Origin of the sequence: Clostridium sp. HBUAS56017, from assembly GCF_007115085.1 — a bacterium.
Lineage (GTDB): Bacteria > Bacillota > Clostridia > Clostridiales > Clostridiaceae > Clostridium > Clostridium cibarium.
In genome coordinates, this window is record NZ_SULK01000008.1 from 1 (window position 1) to 21802 (window position 21802).

Genomic DNA, 21802 nt, shown 5'->3' on the forward strand with positions numbered 1-21802 from the left:
CTAATGAACCGCCGTATACCGAACGGTACGTACGGTGGTGTGAGAGGTCGGTAGATAAAATAATTATCTACCTCCTACTCGATTAATTACTATAAAAAGATGAAATTTTAAAAGAGCCATCTATTGTTCGCTGACAAATTAGTTGAATAGTCAGTTGAGATTTAAAAGAGTCATTTTTGTCTTTAATAAACTTTTCAAAATTCAATTTCCATCTCATAGAAGATATGTTGCCTTCATTATCTATATTTTCATCATAAAAGAAACCATTTTGAAAGCTATAAGTGTTATGTTCTTTATCTAAATTCCAGAGTAGAGCTAATTCATTCTCTGACATACCTTCTTTAAAAATATTTGGTATTGCATCTACTTCATAATCTTTTTGAATTAAATTTATAAAATCTTGTATAATATCTATGCTATGAGGTGTTTTTGTATCTTTTGTAATATCCAAGAGTTTATTGTTGATTATCATGAAAGATGTAAAAGAGGAAGTGCTGTCAAAGGAATTGACATTATACACCTCAGGAGTTTTATTACAATTTGAATTTATAATTCCCAAAATATTTTTTTCACTTGTTAATATGTTCTTGAAATTGCCATTTTCCCAAGTGAATATATAATTAATGTTTTTTTTATCTTTAGTGCCTTGGACAATTATTTGAGGACAGGTTCCTCTTCCTAAGTTCTTAACATATAAGGATATTGGCCAATAAGAAGAATTAGAGGCTAAAATATTATTATTGCAAAAATTACTTAAATAATAAGTCTTATTATTTGAAGTGATTTGGACATCGCTAAAACCATTTTTAGAGATAACTGATAACGTGTCTTTTTTTCCATCTCCAGTTAAATCAATTTGGTTATTTTTATCTATATTTATTGGGTTAAAGACATCAGCAAATTTTGAAGAGTTATCAGGGATTAGTAACAAAAACATCATAATTGTGTAAATAAGTAAAATAGAAAAGTAGAGAATTTGTTTTTTAGATATAATAATTAATTTCATTAATAAATCACCTCCATAATTTATATGAAATGATTTATAAGAATATAATTTAACTATTGTAAAACAGATAATAATAAATAAAGATTGCCATATAGGCAATCTTTATTTATTACAACTTGGACATACTCCATAAAAATAAATTTTATTAGAGAGTACCTTGAAATTTGTATGTTTACTTGCTTCAATGTTTAAGTGGTCTAACTCAAAAGAAGTAAAATCTTCAACTTTACCACAATTTATACATTGTATATGAGGATGTGAAGCTACATTTCCATCATACCTAAAGTTCCCTTCACCCACATTAATTTCTTGAATTAAATCTACCTCAACTAGAGTTTTTAAAGCTTTGTAAACAGTAGCTAGACTCATTGTAGGATATTCAGGTTGAAGATCATTATAAATTTTTTCAGCTGATGGATGAGCTGTGGTTTGCATAAGGTATTTATATACAGCTAATCTTTGAGGAGTAAGCTTTAATTTCTTTTCTTTAAATATAGCAGTTATAGTATCCATTAAATACATTCCTTCCATTATAGTATAATTTATTATAGTTTATGGGATAAGAAAAGTCAATTGTTATTCATAGAGTGTTGTAACTAAATAATAATTGCTATTAAATTTTACAAGAAAATGAATATCGATAAATCATTGATTTTGTAATAAAATGGTGCTAAACTTTAATAAGAGAGTAAGCAAGGAGGAATCAATATGGCAAAATATAAAGTTGGAGAACAATTGATAATAGTAAATGATCCTAGTGAAGAAAAAGGAAAGCTAAAGGAATTAACACATTTAACTGTAGAGGATGATTATGCACAGTTTTCTTGGGGTATAAAGATACTTAATGTTGAATATGATAAGCCAAATGTAACATTAACATATAGAAACTTCAAAGGACAAAAGAATAAGGTTTTTGCTATTTGTTCAGATATAGAGAACTTTGATCAAGAAAAAGTTTTAGAAAAAGCTTTATTAAAGGCTTTCCAAAATGAAATTATTGATATATCAGTTTTTAAGAATACTAGCATAGAAAGATAGAAGGTTTACAACCTTCTTTTTTTGTTTTATTACTTTTTTATTATAAACAGATTATTACCTTTATGTTTTAATAAATCTATAATATAATGAAAGAAATAGTAAACTATAAAATGGTAACAATTTAAATTAGCTTTGACTATGGATAAACAAGAGGGAATAACAGAGTTTACTTAAAATGAGTAGTTGTATAAAATATGTCATAATTAATTATGAGGAATTTAAAGGGTGAGGATTTTATGAGTAAATGTCCATTTTGGTCAACTGGGAAAGAAAAAGTAGAATGTTATGGAGAATGTCCAATGAATAGATTTTTCGCTATAGAGGACAATTGTCCTTTTAAAGAATATCTATCGAATAGTAAAATTTCTTTTAAAGAGATTGGTGATTATGAATACTCTTTTGATGATGAACCAGAAATTGATTTTATTTCTGAAATGACAAAATAGTAATTTTAAAAGAATAGAGAATTTAAATAAGGCATAAAAACTACAGATTTAGGGGATTTGTAATTTTTATGCCTTGGTTTCTCTATAAGTAGAATCCTTGATGATTTACTTATAGATGTTACTATATTTATGAAGTAGATCTTGCTTTAAATTCCATAGCTTGTCTGATAAGTCAACATAATAAGTATGAGGATTTTCAAATCTAAGAACTTCTGGCCAAATTTTTTCTGTTTCCTTTTTAGCAAATTCTTTAATTTCTAAAACAGTAGGACTATTATAAACTAGTTGGCCTTCTTTAAATATAGGAATTAATAAATCTTTGGTGTAGAAATTGGTGAGTTTTTTTCTTTTCCAAGTGTGAACAGGATTAAATAGTTCTAAAACTTCATTTTCATTAATTTCTTCATCATGTAATGTCAAAACGTCAGCTAAAGCCATATGATTTTCTTTATCGAATATTCTTACTACCTTTTTAAATCCTGGATTAGTTATTTTTTCATCATTTTCACTTATTTTAATTTTAGGAATTATAGAGCCATCTTTTTCAATAGCAGAAAGCTTATAAACTCCACCAAAAACAGGTTCTGATTTAGCTGTAATTAATCTTTCACCAACTCCAAATGAATCTATGCAAGCGCCTTGTTCTAATACATCCCTTATTATATACTCATCCAAAGAATTTGAGATGACTATTTTACAATCAGTATATCCTGCATCATCTAGCATTTTTCTACAACGTTTAGTTAGATAAGTTATATCTCCAGAGTCTATCCTAATACCTGCAGGCCTAATCCCTTGTGGTTTTAGTATCTCGTCAAATACTTTTATTGCATTAGGTAATCCAGATTTTATTACATTATAAGTATCAATAAGTAGTACACAGTTATCTGGATAAATTTCAGCCCATGATCTGAAAGCTTCGTATTCAGTATCAAACAGTTGCACCCAACTATGAGCCATTGTACCTACGGCAGGTATGTTGAATAGCTTGTCTGAAATAGTACAAGCAGTTGAACTACAGCCTCCTATAACAGCAGCTCTGGCACCGTAAATTGCACCATCATATCCTTGGGCTCTTCTTGAACCAAATTCCATAACAGGACGCTCGTTTGCTGCTCTACAAATTCTATTTGCTTTAGTAGCTATTAATGTTTGATGGTTTACAGTTAATAGAATCATAGTTTCAACAAATTGTGCTTGTATAATTGGGCCTCGCACGGTAACTAAAGGCTCATTTGGAAAAACAGGATTTCCTTCTGGAACTGCCCAAACATCACATGAAAATTTGAAGTTTTTTAAATAAGTTAAAAATTCTTCAGAAAACATATTTTTATTTCTTAAATATTTTATATCATCATCTGAGAAGGCTAATGAACTAAGATATTCAATTAACTCTTCAACTCCTGCCATTATACAGTATCCGCCACCATCAGGTACTCTTCTAAAAAACATATCAAAGTATGCTATCCTATCTTGAAGCCCTTTTTCAAGATATCCATTTCCCATAGTTAATTCATAGAAGTCAACAAGCATTGTTAGATTTCTATCATTGTGTACATCAAATGAGTAAATATTGTTCATCTTAATCTCCTCTTTCAAAATAAATACTTATGCCTATTGTACCTCTATGAGAAAATTATTACAATGATAAGTGGAAGTCTCAATTTTATGTTTGGTTATTCTAATTTATATAGTGAGGAAATGTTGACGGAGTTTTAGTTTAATTAAATAAGGTAATACTTCAATAATAGGAGGATTATTATGAAGTTAGATAAATATCAGTTAAAAGCAGTGAAGGCAAAAGAAAGAAATATACTAGTAGTTGCAGCACCGGGTTCTGGAAAGACAACAGTAATAATTAATAGAATAAATTATTTAGTTAAAGATTTATCTATAAATGAAGGTAACATAATAGTCTTAACATTTACTAAAGCTGCAGCGCTAAACATGAAAAATAGATATTTAGATAGGTTTAAAAGAGATAGAAGTCCTTTCTTTGGTACATTTCATGGATTGTTTTATAAGATTTTATTAAGGGAAGGGCATAAGATAAATATAATTCAAGGATACATGGCTAATAAGATTGTAGAAGGTGTACTCAAGAAGTATTCAGATGATGTAAGTGAAGATAAAATTAAAGAAGCTATAAATAATATATCTTTATTTAAAACATCAGGCATGTCTATAGAAGCGTTTAAACCATCTATAACAAAAGAAATATTCATAGAATGTTATAATAAATATAAAATTTATAAAGAAGAAAATAATCTTATGGATTTTGATGACTTAGCAATTATAACTTTAGATCTAATGAGAAGAAATGAAAGACTAAGAGAAGGTTATAAGGAGTTATTCAAATATGTATTGGTAGATGAATTTCAAGATTGTGATGAACTTCAAATAGAGTTTTTAAAAATGATGAATGATACTAATTCATTATTTGCAGTTGGAGATGAAGATCAGTGTATTTATTCATTTAGAGGGTCAAAGCCAGAATATATGGTTACTTTTGATAAGATATTTAAAGGCGGAAGAAAGTATTATCTTTCAAAAAATTATAGAAGTAATAAAAATATAATTCAGGCTTCGAAAAAAGTAATAGCTTGCAATAATGAAAGAAATAATAAAGAGATTTTTGCAAATAAGGAAACAGAGGGAATAATAAATTGTGTAGCTCCGTATGATGAAAGAATTCAAGGGGAAGAGATATATAGATGTATAAAAGATCTTGAAGCAAGCGGAGAATATACCTATAGTGATAACATAATTCTTTATAGAACCAATATGGAATCAATGAGTATAGTAGATGCATTTATAAGATATAAAATTCCTTTTACAATGCTTGATAAAGAGTTTAATTTTTTTAATCATTTTATATGTAGAGATTTGATAGCTTACTTATCATTAGCAAATAATCCTTATGATAGGGAAGCGTTTATAAATATAATAAATAAACCATTTAGATATATAAGTAAAACTGCCTTAGCATATGTAAGAGAGTATAAGGAAGAAAAAAATCCTTTTGATATATTAATAAACAAAACAGATACGCCTCCTTTTCAAAAGAAAAAGTTAGATGAACTTAAGAGTGATTTTAATTATCTAAAAAAGTCTTCATTAAGTAGTAGTATTCAATTTATAATAACTGATTTAGGGTATATTGATTATTTAAAGGCATATGCTGAAAAGTTTAAAAGTAATTTTGAAGATTTAGAGGATATACTGGAGGAATTCAAAACTTCTGCAGTAGCTTTTAGAAGTATTCAAGAATTTTTTGTACATATAGATGAGGTAAGCAAAAAGCTTGAAGAAAGTAAGAAAAGTAGAAATGAAGATAGAGTGTTATTAAGCACTATTCATGGAGTGAAGGGAATGGAATTTAAGAATGTCTTTATGATTAATTGTAATGAAGATACAATCCCTCATGCGTCTGGTAAGGAAAATAATTTGGAAGAGGAAAGAAGACTTTTTTATGTTGGTATGACTAGAGCAATAGACAATTTATATCTTTTTGTACCTAAAATGAGAAAGGGGAAGTTTAAGGAAGCTTCTAGATTTATCATAGAAGGTGGATTTATTGAAGAAAGCAATTCACAACATAGTTTAAAGAAAGGAACAGAAGTGCACCATAGAACTTTTGGAAGTGGAAGAGTTGATGAGGTTAATGGTGATGAAGTTAAAATTAAGTTTGATGATGGAATAATGAGAAAGTTTTCAGGAAATGTTCTTATGAATAATGGATTAATTATGGTAATCCAATGAATCAAGTTACAATAAAGTAGAAAAAAATAATTATTGAGATAAATAGTGAGGTGATACTTAATGAGTATAAAAATTAATATACCTGAGGATGTAAATCTCATCTTAAAGACATTACAAAATAATGGTTATGAAGCATATATAGTTGGCGGATGCGTTAGGGACAGTATTTTAAATAGATCGGTTAATGATTGGGATATAACTACATCAGCAAGGCCCGAGGAAATAATAAAGTTATTTGAAAAGATTATTCCAACAGGATTACAACATGGAACTGTTACTGTCATGATTAATGATGAGGGATATGAAGTGACCACTTTTAGGAAAGATGGAGAGTATGAAGATAGTAGACATCCTAGTAAAGTAGAGTATGTAACTTCAATTTTACTAGATTTATCACGTAGAGATTTTACTATAAATTCGATGGCTTATAACGATGCAGTTGGTTTAGTAGATCCTTTTGAAGGTATAAAAGATCTAAAAAATAAATTAATCAGGTGTGTTGGGAGGGCTAAGGATAGATTTAGTGAAGATGCCTTAAGAATGTTAAGAGCACTAAGATTTTCAGCACAATTAGATTTTGATATTGACTTTGAAATTACAGAAGCTTCTAAAGAGTTACATGAAAGCTTAAATAAAATTTCGGTAGAGAGAATTCGAGAAGAATTTAATAAAATTCTAATTAGTAATAGTGAAAAACTAGAAATAGGATATGTTTTTAAATTAACAGAGTGCTGGGTGTCAGAGTTAAATGGATTAGAGGAGTTTAGCCAAGATAATCCGAATCATGTTTATTCTTTATTTGATCATACACTTAAGTCTACTAAATTAGTAGAAAATACATTGCATTTAAAATTAACGATGCTATTACATGATTTAGGAAAAGTTAATACAAAGACTATAGATGATGCCGGAATAGCTCACTATTATGGACATCCTAATGAATCAGCTAAAATTGCTGAAAAAATATTGAAGAGGCTAAAATATGATAATGATACTATAGAAAAAGTTTTAACTTTAGTGAAGTATCATGATTCAGAACTAAGAAGTAGGAAAAGTGTTAAAAAAATGTTGAATAGAATAGGAGAGGAGTTATTAAGAGATTTAATTAAGGTAAAGTGGGCAGATATATTATCACAAAATTTAGTATATGCTAAAGATAGACTTACAAACTTAGTTAATGTAGAACAGAAACTGAATGAAATTCTTGAAGCAAAAGAATGCTTTTGTATAAAAGATCTAGCCATCAATGGCAGTGATTTAATTAATTTAGGAGTAAAGCCAGGAAAAGAAATAGGAGTGTTGCTTAATATATTGTTAGATAAGGTAATAGAAGATAATAGTTTAAATAACAAAGAATTTTTGATAGAAATTTATAAAAAAATTATTTAGAAAATAAAGAAGAATGGCGTATATAGGGGGGCACCATTCTTCTTTATTGCATTATTTAATTCTAGGGGAACAAATAATGATTAACTACTATGGCTTTATTATATAAGGATATTGTGGGAATATAATGTTTATATTATGTGAATAAAATGTGAAATGAATAAAATATTTAAAAGTAGAAGTAATTAAGTTCTTCTTTTTTATTAATTTGTTAACAATTCTTTTGGAGAATTTAGTATAAAAAAACAACTCCTTCTTATAATAAATTATTCTTGTTAAGAAGAAGTTGTCTTTATTAAGTTTACACAAGATTTAGTACAACGATTTATATCTAAATTATTTTCAGTATAATCTGCTATTAAAAATCAACAGTACGTGTATTTATTGTTTTACAGCCAGCATTTGTATATTTAACACCTGTCACAACTATACCATCAGTGTATACTGTAACGTGATATCCTTCAGGCCCATTGCTATCAACTTCTCCAATTGAAGGAACACTAAAAATTTGAGATGATGAATCACCTAAAGAATAGAAATTATCAAAATTCCATACATCATTATTACTAAATTGTTTATGAGTATGTCCAGTGAACATTACAATTTCAGGATGACCACTTAGTGCACTTTTAATAACATTACTGTTATTTGGATAGATGTATCCCCAAGAATCAAAATTAGATCCATAAGTTGTATCATATACAGGTTGATGTGAGAAAATAAACATAGGTTTTCTACCTTTGGCTGTTTTACTTCCTTCGTAAGTATTATCTCCAATAAATGAAGTTAACCAGTTTAATTGATTACTAGAAAGACTTGAAGAACATGGATTAACAGGTATTTCGTCAGTTCCTAAGAATGCAAGTCTATCATTTTTGCTATTAATGTATTGTGAATCATATGAGTTATTACGTTGAAAATTTGTTACTATACCTCTAGTATCTAGAGAACTTTGAATATCATTTATTCTGCTATTAAATAAGTTAAGACCGTAACTATAAGGTCCTAATGTATATGGGCTGCTTTCGGATGCATATTCATGATTACCAATATTAAAATATACAAATGGAAGATCATTTTTGCAGTTTTTCACAATTCTCTTCAATTCATCATAATTTTCAGTTTTAGAATTATCAACTACATCACCATTAATTACTATACACTGCTCATTTTTGTAGTAACTGGAATTTTTCATAGAATATTTTATAGCATTGAAGGTAGTTTCTAACTTCGTAGAAGTATCCCAGGACTTATCAGCGCCTATATGCGTATCAGAAATAACGTCGAATGAGTATGCTGCACTTGCAGAAATTGATGTTGCAGAAATTAATCCTATAGTAGAGATAGTTGCAATTAAAGTTTTTAAAAACATTTTTTTATTTTTCATAGATTACCCCCTAATTATTATAAGTGATTAGAATACACTTACTTAATATTGAAATTATATAACAATAATAAAAAAATGTCAAATCATGGCACAAAGGGTTGGGAATAGAGCTAAGTAAGATAATAAGGAATAATAAGTTAAATAATATAGAAATATTATTAGAACTTGCTAAAATTATGATTTAGTGGAGGCATAATGTTCGAAAAAATAATTATTCATTATATTCAAGAATACAAAATGGGAAGTGTTTGTGATAAAATTAAATGAAATATATTCTATAGATAATAATAATATGACAAAAAATTAAAAAAGAAGGATAATGAGTAGTATGAAAAGAGTAGGCGAAGTTTTTAGTGATTATAAAATGTATGGAAACATAAATACTGCCGTTATAGAATCTGTAGCTATACGAAAGAGAACTAGAATTTTAGAAATGGAAATTAGTTCAGGCAATTATATTGAAATAGAAGAAATTGATAAACTGAGTAAATTTATAAAGGAAAAATTTCAATTAAATGATTCTAGAATAACTGTAAAATATTCAGATGGAATAACTGTAAAACCTATTGAAGAAGAGTTGAAAAACATTGTACTTTATATGGCGAAAAAGCATCCAGTATTAAAGGCTGCAGTGAATAATAGTGAATATGAAGTAGAGGGAAGTAATATTAACTTCAATTTTAGAATTCCAATAGCAAATTTTTTCAAAACTATGGAATATGATAAAAAAATTCATAATGTTATAAAAAATATGTATGGCAAAACTTATAATATAAATTTTATTGATAAAGTAAGCGTTGAAGATATAGCAAGGATGGAAGAAGATAAACGTGCAAATGAGATGGAGTATATAAAAAATGAGATCAAAAATATACAAAATATTAATGCAGCTGTTGAACAATCTAAAAAAGTTGAAGAAAATAATCAGGAAACAAAAGGTAAAGGAGATAGTAAAAAAGGAAATCCATTCTTGATTTTGGGGAGAAGTGCAAATATTAAAGATCCTGTAGTAAAAATAATCCATATTACACCAAACGAAGGAAGAGTAGTAATAGAAGGAGAAATATCTAATATAGAAGCAAAGGAATTAAGAAGTGGAAAAACATTGATTTCTTTTGATTTATATGATGGATCAAGTTCTTTAACTTGTAAGGTGTTTTGCAAGCCTGGTGAAGAAGTAGAAGTGTTATCTAGACTTAAAAAGGCGAAAGGGGTTAAGCTTGCTGGAAATGCAGGGTATAGCAATTTCTCTCATGAAGTTGAACTTATTGCAAATATTGTAATTGAAACAGATGGAATTAAGAGAGTTAAAAGGCAAGATAATTCAGAGGTGAAGAGGGTAGAACTTCACATGCATACACAAATGAGTCAGATGGATGCCATGTCTAGTGCTACTGATTTGATTAAAAGGGCTATGAGCTGGGGAATGAAGTCTATTGCCATAACAGATCATGGAGTTGTACAGTCATTTCCTGAAGCACACAAGCTACTTGGAAGAGATAACAAAGATATGAAAGTAATATATGGGGTGGAAGCTTATTTAGCACCTGATAAAAAGCCATCTACAACCAATATAAAAGGTCAAAGCATTGATACTACATATTGTGTTCTAGATTTAGAAACTACGGGATTTTCCCCAGTAACAGAAAAAATTACTGAAATAGGTGTTATGAAAGTCAAGGATGGAAAGGTTATAGATAAATTTAGCTGTTTTGTAAATCCTCAAAAGCCAATTCCTGCAAGGGTTATAGAGGTTACTAATATAACTGATGATATGGTAAGTGATGCGGAAACTATAGAACAGGTATTTCCTAAACTTTTGGATTTTATTAAAGATACTGTTTTAGTTGCTCATAATGCTGAATTTGATATTAATTTTCTAAAACATAATGCAAGGGTTTTAGGATACGATTTTGATTTTACTTATATGGATACATTATCACTAGCACAGGAAATTTTTCCGGATTTTAAAACTTATAAATTAGGGAGAATTGCTAAGAATCTTGGTATAAAGGTTGAGGTAGCTCATAGAGCTTTAGATGATGTTGATACTACAGTTAAGGTATTTAACATAATGATTGACAAGTTAAAGGAAAGAGGAGCGCAGACTTTAGAAGATATTGATATATATGCTTCTGATGAAGAATCTAAGAAAGTATCTTATAAAAAGGTTAAGACTTATCATGCTATAATTTTAGCAAAGGATTATGTAGGATTAAAGAATCTTTACAAGCTTGTATCATACTCTCATTTAGATTATTTTTATAAAAAACCACGTATTTTAAAGAGTATGTATGAAAAATATTCAGAAGGTTTAATTCTTGGAAGTGCTTGTAGTGAAGGAGAGCTATTTCAATCAATTCTTCTAGGAAGATCTGATGAGCAGATAGAAGAAATTGCAAAGTACTATGATTATTTAGAAGTTCAACCTCTAGGAAATAATGATTATTTAGTAAGGCAGGGGCAAGTACCAAATAAAGAATATATACAAGAGATTAATAAAAAAATAATAGGACTTGCAGAAAAATTAAATAAGCCAGTAGTTGCAACAGGAGACGTTCACTTCTTAGATCCTGAGGATGAAATATATAGACGTATATTAGAAGCAGGACAGGGATTTAAAGATGCAGATGAGCAAGCACCATTATATTTAAGAACAACAGAAGAAATGCTTAAAGAATTTTCTTATTTAGGAAGAGAAAAAGCTTATGAGGTTGTAGTTACAAACACTAATAAGATAGCAGATATGTGTGAGCCAATAAGTCCTATATCTCCAGAAAAATGTCCGCCACATATTGAAGGTTGTGAGCAGACAATTAAGGATATTGCATATGGAAAGGCACATGAACTTTATGGAGATCCACTACCAGAAATCGTTCAGGCAAGACTTGATAAAGAACTTGATTCAATCATAAAAAATGGATTCTCAGTAATGTATATTATAGCTCAAAAATTGGTGTGGAAATCAAATGAAGATGGATACTTGGTTGGGTCTAGAGGATCTGTAGGATCTTCTTTTGTTGCCAATATGACTGGTATAACAGAAGTTAATGCACTTCCACCACATTATAGATGTGCCAAATGTAAGTATTCCGACTTTGAAGATTATGGTGTATTAAATGGTTTCGATTTACCTGATAAAGTATGTCCTGTTTGTGGAGAAAATCTACATAAGGATGGGATAGATATACCATTTGAAACTTTCTTAGGGTTTAATGGGGATAAGGAACCTGATATAGATTTAAACTTCTCAGGAGAATATCAAGCAAAAGCTCATAGATATACAGAGGTTATATTTGGGAAAGGTACAACATTTAAGGCTGGAACCATAGGTACTATAGCTGAAAAGACAGCTTTTGGGTATGTTAAAAAATATTATGATGAGAAGAATATTCCAATAAATAAGGCAGAGACAATAAGAATTTCAACAGGGTGTACTGGTATAAAAAGAACTTCTGGACAGCATCCAGGGGGGATTATAGTTGTGCCAAAGGGAAGAGAAATCTTTGAATTTTGTCCCGTACAGCATCCAGCAGATGATCCTAATTCAGATATTATAACAACCCATTTTGATTATCACTCAATTGACCAAAATCTTTTGAAGCTCGATATACTAGGACACGATGATCCAACAGTTATAAGAATGCTTCAAGACTTAACTGGAGTTGATCCGCATGAGATACCTATGGATGATAAAGAAACTATGTCCTTATTCTTCTCTACAGAGGCTCTTGGGGTAACTCCGCAGCAGATAAATTCACAGGTTGGAACCTTTGGGATTCCGGAGTTTGGTACTAAGTTTGTTAGAGGAATGCTTGTAGATACAAAGCCAAGAACTTTTTCTGATTTATTATGTATATCAGGTCTTTCTCATGGTACGGACGTATGGCTTGGAAATGCTAAGGACTTAATTGATAATGGAGTAATTACCAGCATAAGTGATGCAGTATGTACAAGAGATGATATTATGGTTTATTTAATTAAAAAAGGGCTTCCACCAAACACTGCCTTTAAGATAATGGAAACTGTCCGTAAGGGAAAAGCATTAAAGGAACCTAAATGGGGAGAGTATGAAGAATTAATGAGAGAAAATGATGTGCCAGAGTGGTATATAGAATCTTGTAAAAAAATAAAATACATGTTCCCTAAAGCCCATGCTGCAGCTTATGTAATGATGGCCTTTAGAATAGCTTGGTTTAAGGTTCATATACCTAAGGCTTATTATGCAACATACTTTAGTATTAGAGCAAAGGCTTTTGATGCCGAATTTATGATTTTTGGAAAAGAAAAAGTTAAGGAAAAGATGAAGGAAATCCAAGCTATGGGTAATGAAGCTGGACCTAAGGATAAAGATATGTACGATGATTTAGAGATAGTTCTTGAGATGTATGAGAGAGGAATTAAATTTCTTCCAATTGATTTATATAAATCTCATGCTACAAAGTTCCAACTTGAGGAGGAAGGCATAAGACCATCTTTAAATAGTATATCAGGTATGGGGAATGTGGCAGCGGAAAGTATAGCAAGTGCTGCTAAAGAAAAAACATTTAATTCAATAGAGGATGTAAAGAAACGTTCAAAGATTGGAAATGCTGCTATAGATTTGCTTAGAAGATTCGATTGCTTAAGAGGTCTTCCAGAAAGTGATCAAATGTGCTTTTTCGATGGTCTTATGTAGTGTAAGCAATTAAAAATTTCATGTGAATAGCATACAGAGAAAATACTATGGAGTTTGTTATATAAAATAAATAGAAAAAGCATTCTTCATAATGATATTATCCCTTTATAGTAAATAGTTTTAAATAATAAAACTATTTCTATGAAGGGAAATTTTTTAATAATTATTTAATAAGTAAATTGAATATGAGAAAGTTTTAAGAATGAAAAAAGATAATGCCTTAATTAAATATAAATAAAAAAGAATGGCTTAACATAAGGGGGAGATAAGCCATTCTAAAAAATGAATTTTTAAAGAGAAACAAATAATGCTTTAACTACTTTATGAGTCTAATTATAGAAGTATATTATGACAAAGATGTGGCAGTTTCGTTTAGAGCTATGAAATATGGAAGAAAAATTAATGCATATAATAGTAGAGGAACTTATTATGGAAATAAATAAAGAGGATATTATGAGAAAGTGCTCAATAATATCCTCTTTTAAATTTTATTATTAAATTTCTAGAAATCAACAGTACGTGTATTTACTATTTGACAACCGGCATTTGTATATCTAACGCCTGTTACAACTATGCCGTCGCTATAAACTGTAATATGATATCCTTGAGGGCCTTTGCCTGAATCATTTCCAATTGAAGGAACATTAAATATACTAGCAGAATTATCCCCTAAAGAAAAGAAATTATCGCTATTCCATTCATCATTTTCTTTAAATTGTTCATGAGTATGGCCAGTAAATACTACGATTTCAGGGTGTCCAGTTAACCACTGCTTAACATATGTGGTGTTATTTGGATAAAGGTATCCCCAATCATCAAAAGTAGATCCATAAGTTGTTTGATATAATGGTTGGTGTAAAAAGATAAACATAGGTTTTTTTGAATCTCCACCCTCGTTTGTATTATCTTGAATTCTACCTTGTAGCCAATTAAGTTGAGTATCAGGATTAAGGTAAGCAGCGCAAGGATTAGTAGGTATTTCATCAGTACCTAGGAATAAAAGCCTATCATTTTTATTATTAATATATTGAATATCATATGAATTATCACGATCAGTATCAGTTACTTTACCCTTTGTATTTGCACTTAGAAGTTTTCGAATATTATTTGTATTACTGTTAAATCTATTAAGACCTGTATGAAAGTCTTCTATAATATTTGGTTGAACATAAGGATTAGCATCATATTCATGATTACCAATATTAAAATATATGTATGGAAGACCATCCTTTTGTTGATTTACTATATTATATAATTTATTATATGATGATTGTTGAGAGTTATCGACAACATCACCATTTATAACAATACATTGTTCATTTTTATATTTTCCGTTTTTTATGTTATTTTTTATAGATTCAAAGGTAGTGTTTAGATTTGCATTAGGATGAAAAGCACCATTAGGTGAAGGATCATCATCAGGTCCTATATGAGTGTCAGAAATGACATCGAATGAGTATGCAGCGCTTGCTGCAGTTGGTGTTACAGATATAAGCCCTATCGTTGAAATAGTTGCAATTAATAATGTTAATAAACTTTTGTGTTTTTTCATTGTTTTACCCCCTGTTAAGTTAAATTTTATAAAATATATAATAAATAAATTATATATTTTAAGAATACAACGACAAAAGAAGTATGTCAAATAATGATAAAAAGTGAAAAAAATATAATTATATACAAAAGCAGTAGATATACTTAAAAAGAACCATATAAATCTTTTGCTTTATATGGTTCTTTATCAAAAATATTTTTTCGTAAAATTCAGCTTGCTTTGTAAAATCTAAAGAGCTAAATCTTTACTAGCAATACCATTTTCATCTATTACATAATTAACATTATCTATAGTGATAGTGGTATTCCTTGCAGCATATCCCTTATCAGGATAGAAGTAATAAAGATATCCATTGATTGATTGAAGTCCTTTAGGGGCAGAGCCATCAGGGTTAAAATAATAGATATTAGAATTAATACTTTGCCATCCTGTTAGTAAAAAACCTAAAGAATTAAATCCATAAAAGGTTCCATTAATTGATATAACGCCAGTTTGCATAATACCAGTTTCATTGAAGTAGTATGTTTTACCGGTAATATTTCTAAATCCAGTTACCATATAAGCATATTGTGGATCAAAATAATATGTTTTACCACGATAGTTAAGCCAGCCAGTTTTAGCAATTCCAGTTGAATTGAAACAATAAATCTTAGAGTTTATAGTTTGCCAACCAGTAAGCATGATACCAGCATCACTAAATCCATAATTGGATCCATTAATAGTAATAACTCCGGTTTGCATGATACCAGTTTGAGCAAAGTAATATCTGTGATTATCGATAGTTTGCCAACCAGTTTGCATAATGCCATCAGTATTAAGAAAGTACTTACTAGCATTGTAAGTTATAAATCCTGTTTGCATAGCACCATCAGAACTAAAATAATATTTATTATTATTTAAATTTTGCCAGCCAGTAAGCATAATACCATTTGAATTAAAGTAATGTTGGCTAAAATTCTCATCTTTAAACCAGCCGGTAAACATAGTACCGTTTTCGTTAAAATAGTAAGTATTATTATTAATTGACTGAATTCCAGTAAGCATAATACCATCTGAATTAAATCCATAATATTTATTATCTATATAGACGATCCCAGTAAGCATGGCACCATTAGAATTTAAGTAATACTTATTATTATTTAAAGTTAACCAACCAGTTTGCATAGCACCAGAAGCATCAAGATAATATTTATTGTAACTAACAGTAATCCAACCGGTTTGCATAACACCATCACTATCAAAATAATAAGTTTTATCATTTATAGTTTGGAAGCCAGTTAATTTATATCCTAAAGAAGGACTAAAATAATAAGTTTTATCTAAAAGTGTAATTAAGCCGGTATTAGCAACTCCATCAGAATTAAAGTAATAAGTATGTCCATTAATTGACTGAATTCCAGTAAGCATAATACCATCGCTACCAAATCCATAGAAATTATTGTTTATGGAAATAGCGCCAGTAGCCATACTTCCATTAGAATTGAAATAATATTTATTGTTAGCCAAAGTTAACCAACCAGTTTGCATAGCACCAGAGGTATCAAGATAATATTTATTGTAGCCAACAGTAATCCAACCAGTTTGCATAGCTCCGTCGCTATCAAAATAGTAAGTCTTATCATTTATAGTTTGGAAGCCAGTTAATTTATATCCTAAAGAAGGACTAAAGTAGTAAGTTTTGCCTGAAAGTGCAATTAAACCAGTATTAGCAATTCCATCAGAATTAAAGTAATAAGTATGTCCATTAATTGATTGAATTCCAGTAAGCATAATACCATCACTATTAAATCCATAGAAATTGTTATTTATAGAAGTAATTCCAGTAAGCATAACACCATTAGAATTAAAGTAATATTTATTATTATTTAAAGTTAACCAACCAATTTGCATAGCACCAGAAGCATCAAGATAATATTTATTATAATTAACAGTAATCCAACCAGTTTGCATAACTCCTTCATTATCAAAATAATATGTACTATTGTTTATGGTTAAGAAGCCAGTTTGCATAATACCATTTTCATTAAAATAATATTTTTTATTATCTAAAGTTAAGAAACCAGTTTGTCTTATACCGCTAGAATTTAAATAGTATTTATTTGAGTCAACAGTAACCCAACCAGTTTGGAGAGCACCAGTATTATCAAGATAATAGCTGTTGTTATTAACAGTAATAAAACCAGTCAATTTATATCCTAAGGTAGGACTAAAATAATAAGTTTTATCAGAAATTACAGTCCAACCAGTTTTAGCAGTACCATCAGCATTAAAATTGTAGGTATGATCATCAATAGTTTGCATGCCAGTAAGCATAATACCATTAACGTCAAATCCATAAATATATCCATTAATAGTTTGGATGTTAGTAGCCATAATACCGTTAGCATCAAAATAGTATTTATTACTATTAAGTATTAGCCATCCAGTTTGGCGAATTCCTGAAGGATTGAAATAGTATTTTTTTGAATCAATAGTGATAAAACCAGTTTGTAAAATACCATCATCATTAAAATAATAAAAGTAATTATTTATATTAACTAAACCGGTTAATTTATAACCTAAAGTTGGACTAAAATAGTATCTATTTGAATTAATTGTAGTGAAACCAGTAATAGCGATACCGTTAGTGTTAAAGTAATAGGTATGTCCATCAATAGTTTGCAATCCAGTAAGCATAAAGCCATTATTATCAAATGCATAAATATATCCGTTTATGTGAACTATACCAGTTTGAATTAAACCATTTGAATTAAAGTAGTAGATATGCCCATCTATACTTTGTAATCCATATACTCTAGCACCATAACTATTGAAGTAGTATTTATTAGAGTCAATGGTAATCCAGCCTGTTTTAGCAGTACCATCAGAATTGAAACAGTAAGTATTTCCGTTTAACATTTGTAAACCAGTAAGCATTATACCATTATCATCAAATCCATAATAATTTCCGTTAATTAATAGAGTGCTACCAGTTTGCATAATCCCACTATTATTAGGATTAAAATAATAAGTCTTACCATCAATTGTTCTGAAACCAGTTTGTTTAATACCAGATAAATTTAGATAATATTTGTAAGAACCAACAGTAATAAAGCCAGTTTGCATAACACCATTGGTATCGAAGTAGTAAGTGTTATTATTTATATTTACAAAGCCTATCATCATATAACCATATGAAGGATGTGAATAGTACATTTTCCCAGAGTAAGGAACCCATCCAGTTTTAGCTTTTCCATCAACATTAAAGTAATAGTTATATCCATTTATAGAATGCCATCCGTACATCATAGTACCATCATTATTAAATCCATAGAAATTACCATTAATATTCTGTACACCAGTAAGCATAATACCATTAGTATCAAAATAATAATTAATGCCATTTATGGTTTGAAGCCCAGTAAGTTTTACACCAGATTCATTAAAATAGTAAGTGTTTCCACCTGATTTAATCCAGCCGGTTTGAAGGACACCATTAGAGTCAAAATAATAGACATTTTTGTCAATAGTTATAAATCCAACTTGCATATATGCGTATGATGGATCAAAATAATGTTTTTCTCCTGACAATGTAATAAAACCAGTTTGAGCAATGCCATCAGTATCGAAATAATAAAGATTTCCATTAATTTTTTGGAGACCAAAAAGCATAGCACCATTATTATCAAAACCATAATACTTACCATTGATTTTTTGTACTCCTGTAAGTAATACACCATTTGAATCAAAGTAATAATTTCTATCATCGATTGTTTGGAAACCTTTCTGTGCTATACCTGATGAATTCAAGTAATACCTATCAAGATGATAGATTGTTCCATAGTTATATCTTGAGTAATAATATGATGTGACATAATATTTTGAAGTCCATCCTGTTTGAATAAAACCATTTGCATTAAAATAGTAGATATTATTATTAATATTTTGTAAACCCATTTGCATTGTAGCATTATATGGGTTAAAGTAATATGTTCTCCCCGATAATGTAACAAAACCAGTTTGAGCAATGCCATTGGCATCAAAGAAATAGGTATTTCCATTGATAAATTGAAGTCCGAAAAGCATAACTCCATTATTATCGAAACCATAATACTTACCATTAATGGTTTGCACACCAGTTAGCATAACCCCATTGGAATTAAAATAATATTTAATTCCATTTATGATTTGAAGACCAATAACTTTTATTCCAGACTCATTAAAATAGTAAGTGCTACCACCTGATGTAACCCATCCAGTTTGAAGGACACCATTATTATCAAAGTAGTAAATATTGTTATTTATAGTTATAAGTCCAACTTGCATGTATGCATAAGATGGATCAAAATAATGTTTTTCTCCTGACAATGTAATAAAACCAGTTTGAGCAATACCGTTAGTATCGAAATAATAAAGATTTCCATTAATTTTTTGAAGTCCGAAAAGCATAGCACCATTATTATCAAAACCATAATACTTACCATTAATGTTTTGTACTCCTGTAAGTAATACACCATTTGAATTGAAGTAATAATTTTTACCATCGATTGTTTGTAAACCTTTCTGCGCTATACCAGATGAATTTAGGTAGTATCTATCAAGATGATAAATTGTTCCATAGTTATATCTTGAGTAATAATATGATGTAACATAATATGTTGAAATCCATCCAGTTTGCATAATACCATCTGTATTGAAATGGTAGATATTGTTATTGATAGTTTGTACCCCAGTTAGCATTACAGCGTTATATGGATTAAAGTAATATGTCTTACCTGATAATGTAATAAATCCAGTTTGAGCAATACCGTTAGAGTCAAAGTAATAAGTATTGCCATAAATAGTTTGGAGACCAAAGAGCATAGCTCCATTATTATTAAATCCATAGTATTTACCAGCAATATTCTGTACACCAGTTAACATAATTCCGTTAGTGTTAAAGTAATATTTGTTGCCATCGATAGTTTGTAATCCAGTTAATCTAGTTCCAGTTGAATTTACATAATATCTATATGAACCTTCTTTAATCCAACCAGTGACTAATTTAGAAGTACTATCACTAGCAGTTTTCATAATACCGTTAGGATAGAAGAAATAGCTAGTTCCATTTAATATCATTGATCCTAATTGCATACATGCATTAGATGGATTAAAGTAATATGTCTGTCCTAGATAAGTTATAAATCCGGTATTAGCAACACCGTCAGAATTAATATAATAAGTATTTCCATCGATATATTGCCATCCTGTTAACATTATGCCATTACTGCTAAAGCCATAGTATTTACCATTTATATTACGCACACCAGTGAGCATGATTCCATTATAGTCAAAATAGTATTTATCCCCATCAATGGTTTGCCAACCAGTTAATCTAATTCCAGATTCATTAAGATAGTATCGAGTAGAACTTATATTTAGCCAACCAGTTTGCATAATACCATCAATTCCCAAATAGTAAACATTATTGGATATGTTTTGGAAACCATATTGCGCACAAGCATTTGAAGGGCTAAAGTAATAAGTTTTATTTAAGTAAGTCACAAGACCTGTTTTAGCTGAACCATCGGGATTAAAATAATACATATTTGTGCCAAAAACTTGAAAACCAGAAACCAAATGACCGGCATTATCAAATCCATAATAAGTATTATTAATTGAAATTACACAATTATTTTGCATTGCACCATTAGCATCAAAATAATATTTAGTGCCGTTAATAGTTTGCCAACCAGTTAGTCGAACTCCAGAGGAATCAAGATAATAATATGTTGAACCATATTTTATCCAACCAGTCTGCATAGTACCATCATAGCCAAAGTAGTAATATTTATTATTAATATATTGAAAGCCATATAACATATTCCCAGAGGTAGGGTGGAAATAATAAGTCTTATTCAAATAAGTAAATAGTCCAGTTTGGGCTGAACCGTCAGAAGTAAAATAATAAATATTATTATTAATGTTTTGCCAACCAGTAAGCATAATACCGTTTTTACTAAAGCCAAAGATTTTACCGTTAACATTTGCTGTAATAGTAGACATAGTACCGTTACCATCAAAATAGTATTTATTGTCATCAATAGTTTGCCAACCAGTTAATCTAATTCCAGATTCATTAAGATAGTATCGATTAGAACCTACATTTATCCAACCAGTAAGCATAACTCCATCAGTATCAAAATAATAAATATTACTATTAATATTCTGAAATCCGTATTGAGCACAAGCATTTGATGGATGAAAATAATATGTTTTACCTAAGTAAGTTACAAACCCTGTTTTAGCTGAACCATCGGGATTAAAATAATACATATTTGTGCCAAAAACTTGAAAACCAGAAACTAGATGACCGGCATTATCAAATCCGTAATAAGTATTATTAATTGAAATTGCACAATTATTTTGCATTGCACCATTAGCATCAAAATAATATTTAATGCCATTAATAGTTTGCCAACCAGTTAGTCGAATTCCAGAGGCATCAAGATAATAATATGTTGAACCATATTTTATCCAACCAGTCTGCATAGTACCATCATAGCCAAAGTAGTAATATTTATTATTA

11 protein-coding genes are annotated in these 21802 nt (G+C 29.4%); 5 read left to right on the top strand and 6 right to left on the bottom strand.

Going from position 1 to position 21802, the window contains the following annotated elements; translation table 11 throughout:
- Positions 1-82 precede the first annotated feature (82 nt).
- Positions 83-1006, bottom strand: a complete 924-nt coding sequence (locus FAY47_RS08585; RefSeq protein WP_143316297.1) for a hypothetical protein — start codon at positions 1004-1006, stop codon at positions 83-85.
- A 102-nt stretch (positions 1007-1108) separates the two neighbouring features.
- The gene (locus tag FAY47_RS08590) at positions 1109-1519 is read right to left on the bottom strand and encodes a Fur family transcriptional regulator (protein WP_143316298.1); all 411 of its coding nucleotides are present in this window, start codon (positions 1517-1519) and stop codon (positions 1109-1111) included.
- Positions 1520-1714: 195 nt separating this feature from the next.
- Between FAY47_RS08590 and FAY47_RS08595 the strand changes: the two genes are divergently transcribed.
- Complete coding sequence (locus FAY47_RS08595) at positions 1715-2044, top strand: hypothetical protein (protein WP_143316299.1); 330 nt, start codon at positions 1715-1717, stop codon at positions 2042-2044.
- A 236-nt stretch (positions 2045-2280) separates the two neighbouring features.
- Complete coding sequence (locus FAY47_RS08600; protein ID WP_143316300.1) at positions 2281-2490, top strand: hypothetical protein; 210 nt, start codon at positions 2281-2283, stop codon at positions 2488-2490.
- A 105-nt stretch (positions 2491-2595) separates the two neighbouring features.
- Here FAY47_RS08600 and FAY47_RS08605 read toward each other — a convergent pair whose 3' ends face one another.
- Positions 2596-4071, bottom strand: a complete 1476-nt coding sequence (locus FAY47_RS08605; RefSeq protein ID WP_143316301.1) for a nicotinate phosphoribosyltransferase — start codon at positions 4069-4071, stop codon at positions 2596-2598.
- Positions 4072-4251: 180 nt separating this feature from the next.
- Here FAY47_RS08605 and FAY47_RS08610 point away from each other — a divergent pair, with 180 nt between their 5' ends.
- Positions 4252-6252 carry an ATP-dependent helicase gene (locus tag FAY47_RS08610; RefSeq protein ID WP_207729606.1) on the top strand — a complete coding sequence of 667 codons (2001 nt, stop codon included), beginning with the start codon at positions 4252-4254 and terminating at the stop codon, positions 6250-6252.
- A gap of 60 nt (positions 6253-6312) precedes the next feature.
- Positions 6313-7641, top strand: coding sequence for a CCA tRNA nucleotidyltransferase (locus FAY47_RS08615; protein ID WP_143316303.1), 1329 nt, complete (start codon positions 6313-6315; stop codon positions 7639-7641).
- A gap of 355 nt (positions 7642-7996) precedes the next feature.
- Here the strand turns inward: FAY47_RS08615 and FAY47_RS08620 are convergent, their stop codons facing one another.
- Positions 7997-9025 (bottom strand): metallophosphoesterase, encoded by a 1029-nt coding sequence (locus FAY47_RS08620; protein ID WP_143316304.1) that lies wholly within the window; start codon positions 9023-9025, stop codon positions 7997-7999.
- A gap of 328 nt (positions 9026-9353) precedes the next feature.
- On the opposite strand from FAY47_RS08620, the gene polC reads away from it, so the two are divergent.
- Positions 9354-13703, top strand: a complete 4350-nt coding sequence (polC, locus tag FAY47_RS08625) for a DNA polymerase III subunit alpha (protein ID WP_143316416.1) — start codon at positions 9354-9356, stop codon at positions 13701-13703.
- Between the two features lie 502 nt (positions 13704-14205).
- Here the strand turns inward: polC and FAY47_RS08630 are convergent.
- Positions 14206-15255, bottom strand: a complete 1050-nt coding sequence (locus tag FAY47_RS08630) for a metallophosphoesterase (RefSeq protein ID WP_143316305.1) — start codon at positions 15253-15255, stop codon at positions 14206-14208.
- Between the two features lie 228 nt (positions 15256-15483).
- Entirely contained in the window at positions 15484-21765 is a 6282-nt protein-coding gene (locus FAY47_RS08635) for a hypothetical protein (RefSeq protein WP_243129580.1), read from the bottom strand.
- Positions 21766-21802 lie beyond the last annotated feature (37 nt).

What these genes read in the sequence shown, in the direction of transcription:
- FAY47_RS08585 (WP_143316297.1), bottom strand. Translation starts at nt 1,006, where the DNA reads ATGAAATTAATTATTATATCTAAAAAACAAATTCTCTACTTTTCTATT.
- FAY47_RS08590 (WP_143316298.1), bottom strand. Translation starts at nt 1,519, where the DNA reads ATGGATACTATAACTGCTATATTTAAAGAAAAGAAATTAAAGCTTACT.
- FAY47_RS08595 (WP_143316299.1), top strand. Translation starts at nt 1,715, where the DNA reads ATGGCAAAATATAAAGTTGGAGAACAATTGATAATAGTAAATGATCCT.
- FAY47_RS08600 (WP_143316300.1), top strand. Translation starts at nt 2,281, where the DNA reads ATGAGTAAATGTCCATTTTGGTCAACTGGGAAAGAAAAAGTAGAATGT.
- FAY47_RS08605 (WP_143316301.1), bottom strand. Translation starts at nt 4,071, where the DNA reads ATGAACAATATTTACTCATTTGATGTACACAATGATAGAAATCTAACA.
- FAY47_RS08610 (WP_207729606.1), top strand. Translation starts at nt 4,252, where the DNA reads ATGAAGTTAGATAAATATCAGTTAAAAGCAGTGAAGGCAAAAGAAAGA.
- FAY47_RS08615 (WP_143316303.1), top strand. Translation starts at nt 6,313, where the DNA reads ATGAGTATAAAAATTAATATACCTGAGGATGTAAATCTCATCTTAAAG.
- FAY47_RS08620 (WP_143316304.1), bottom strand. Translation starts at nt 9,025, where the DNA reads ATGAAAAATAAAAAAATGTTTTTAAAAACTTTAATTGCAACTATCTCT.
- polC (WP_143316416.1), top strand. Translation starts at nt 9,354, where the DNA reads ATGAAAAGAGTAGGCGAAGTTTTTAGTGATTATAAAATGTATGGAAAC.
- FAY47_RS08630 (WP_143316305.1), bottom strand. Translation starts at nt 15,255, where the DNA reads ATGAAAAAACACAAAAGTTTATTAACATTATTAATTGCAACTATTTCA.
- FAY47_RS08635 (WP_243129580.1), bottom strand. Translation starts at nt 21,765, where the DNA reads ATGCAGACTGGTTGGATAAAATATGGTTCAACATATTATTATCTTGAT.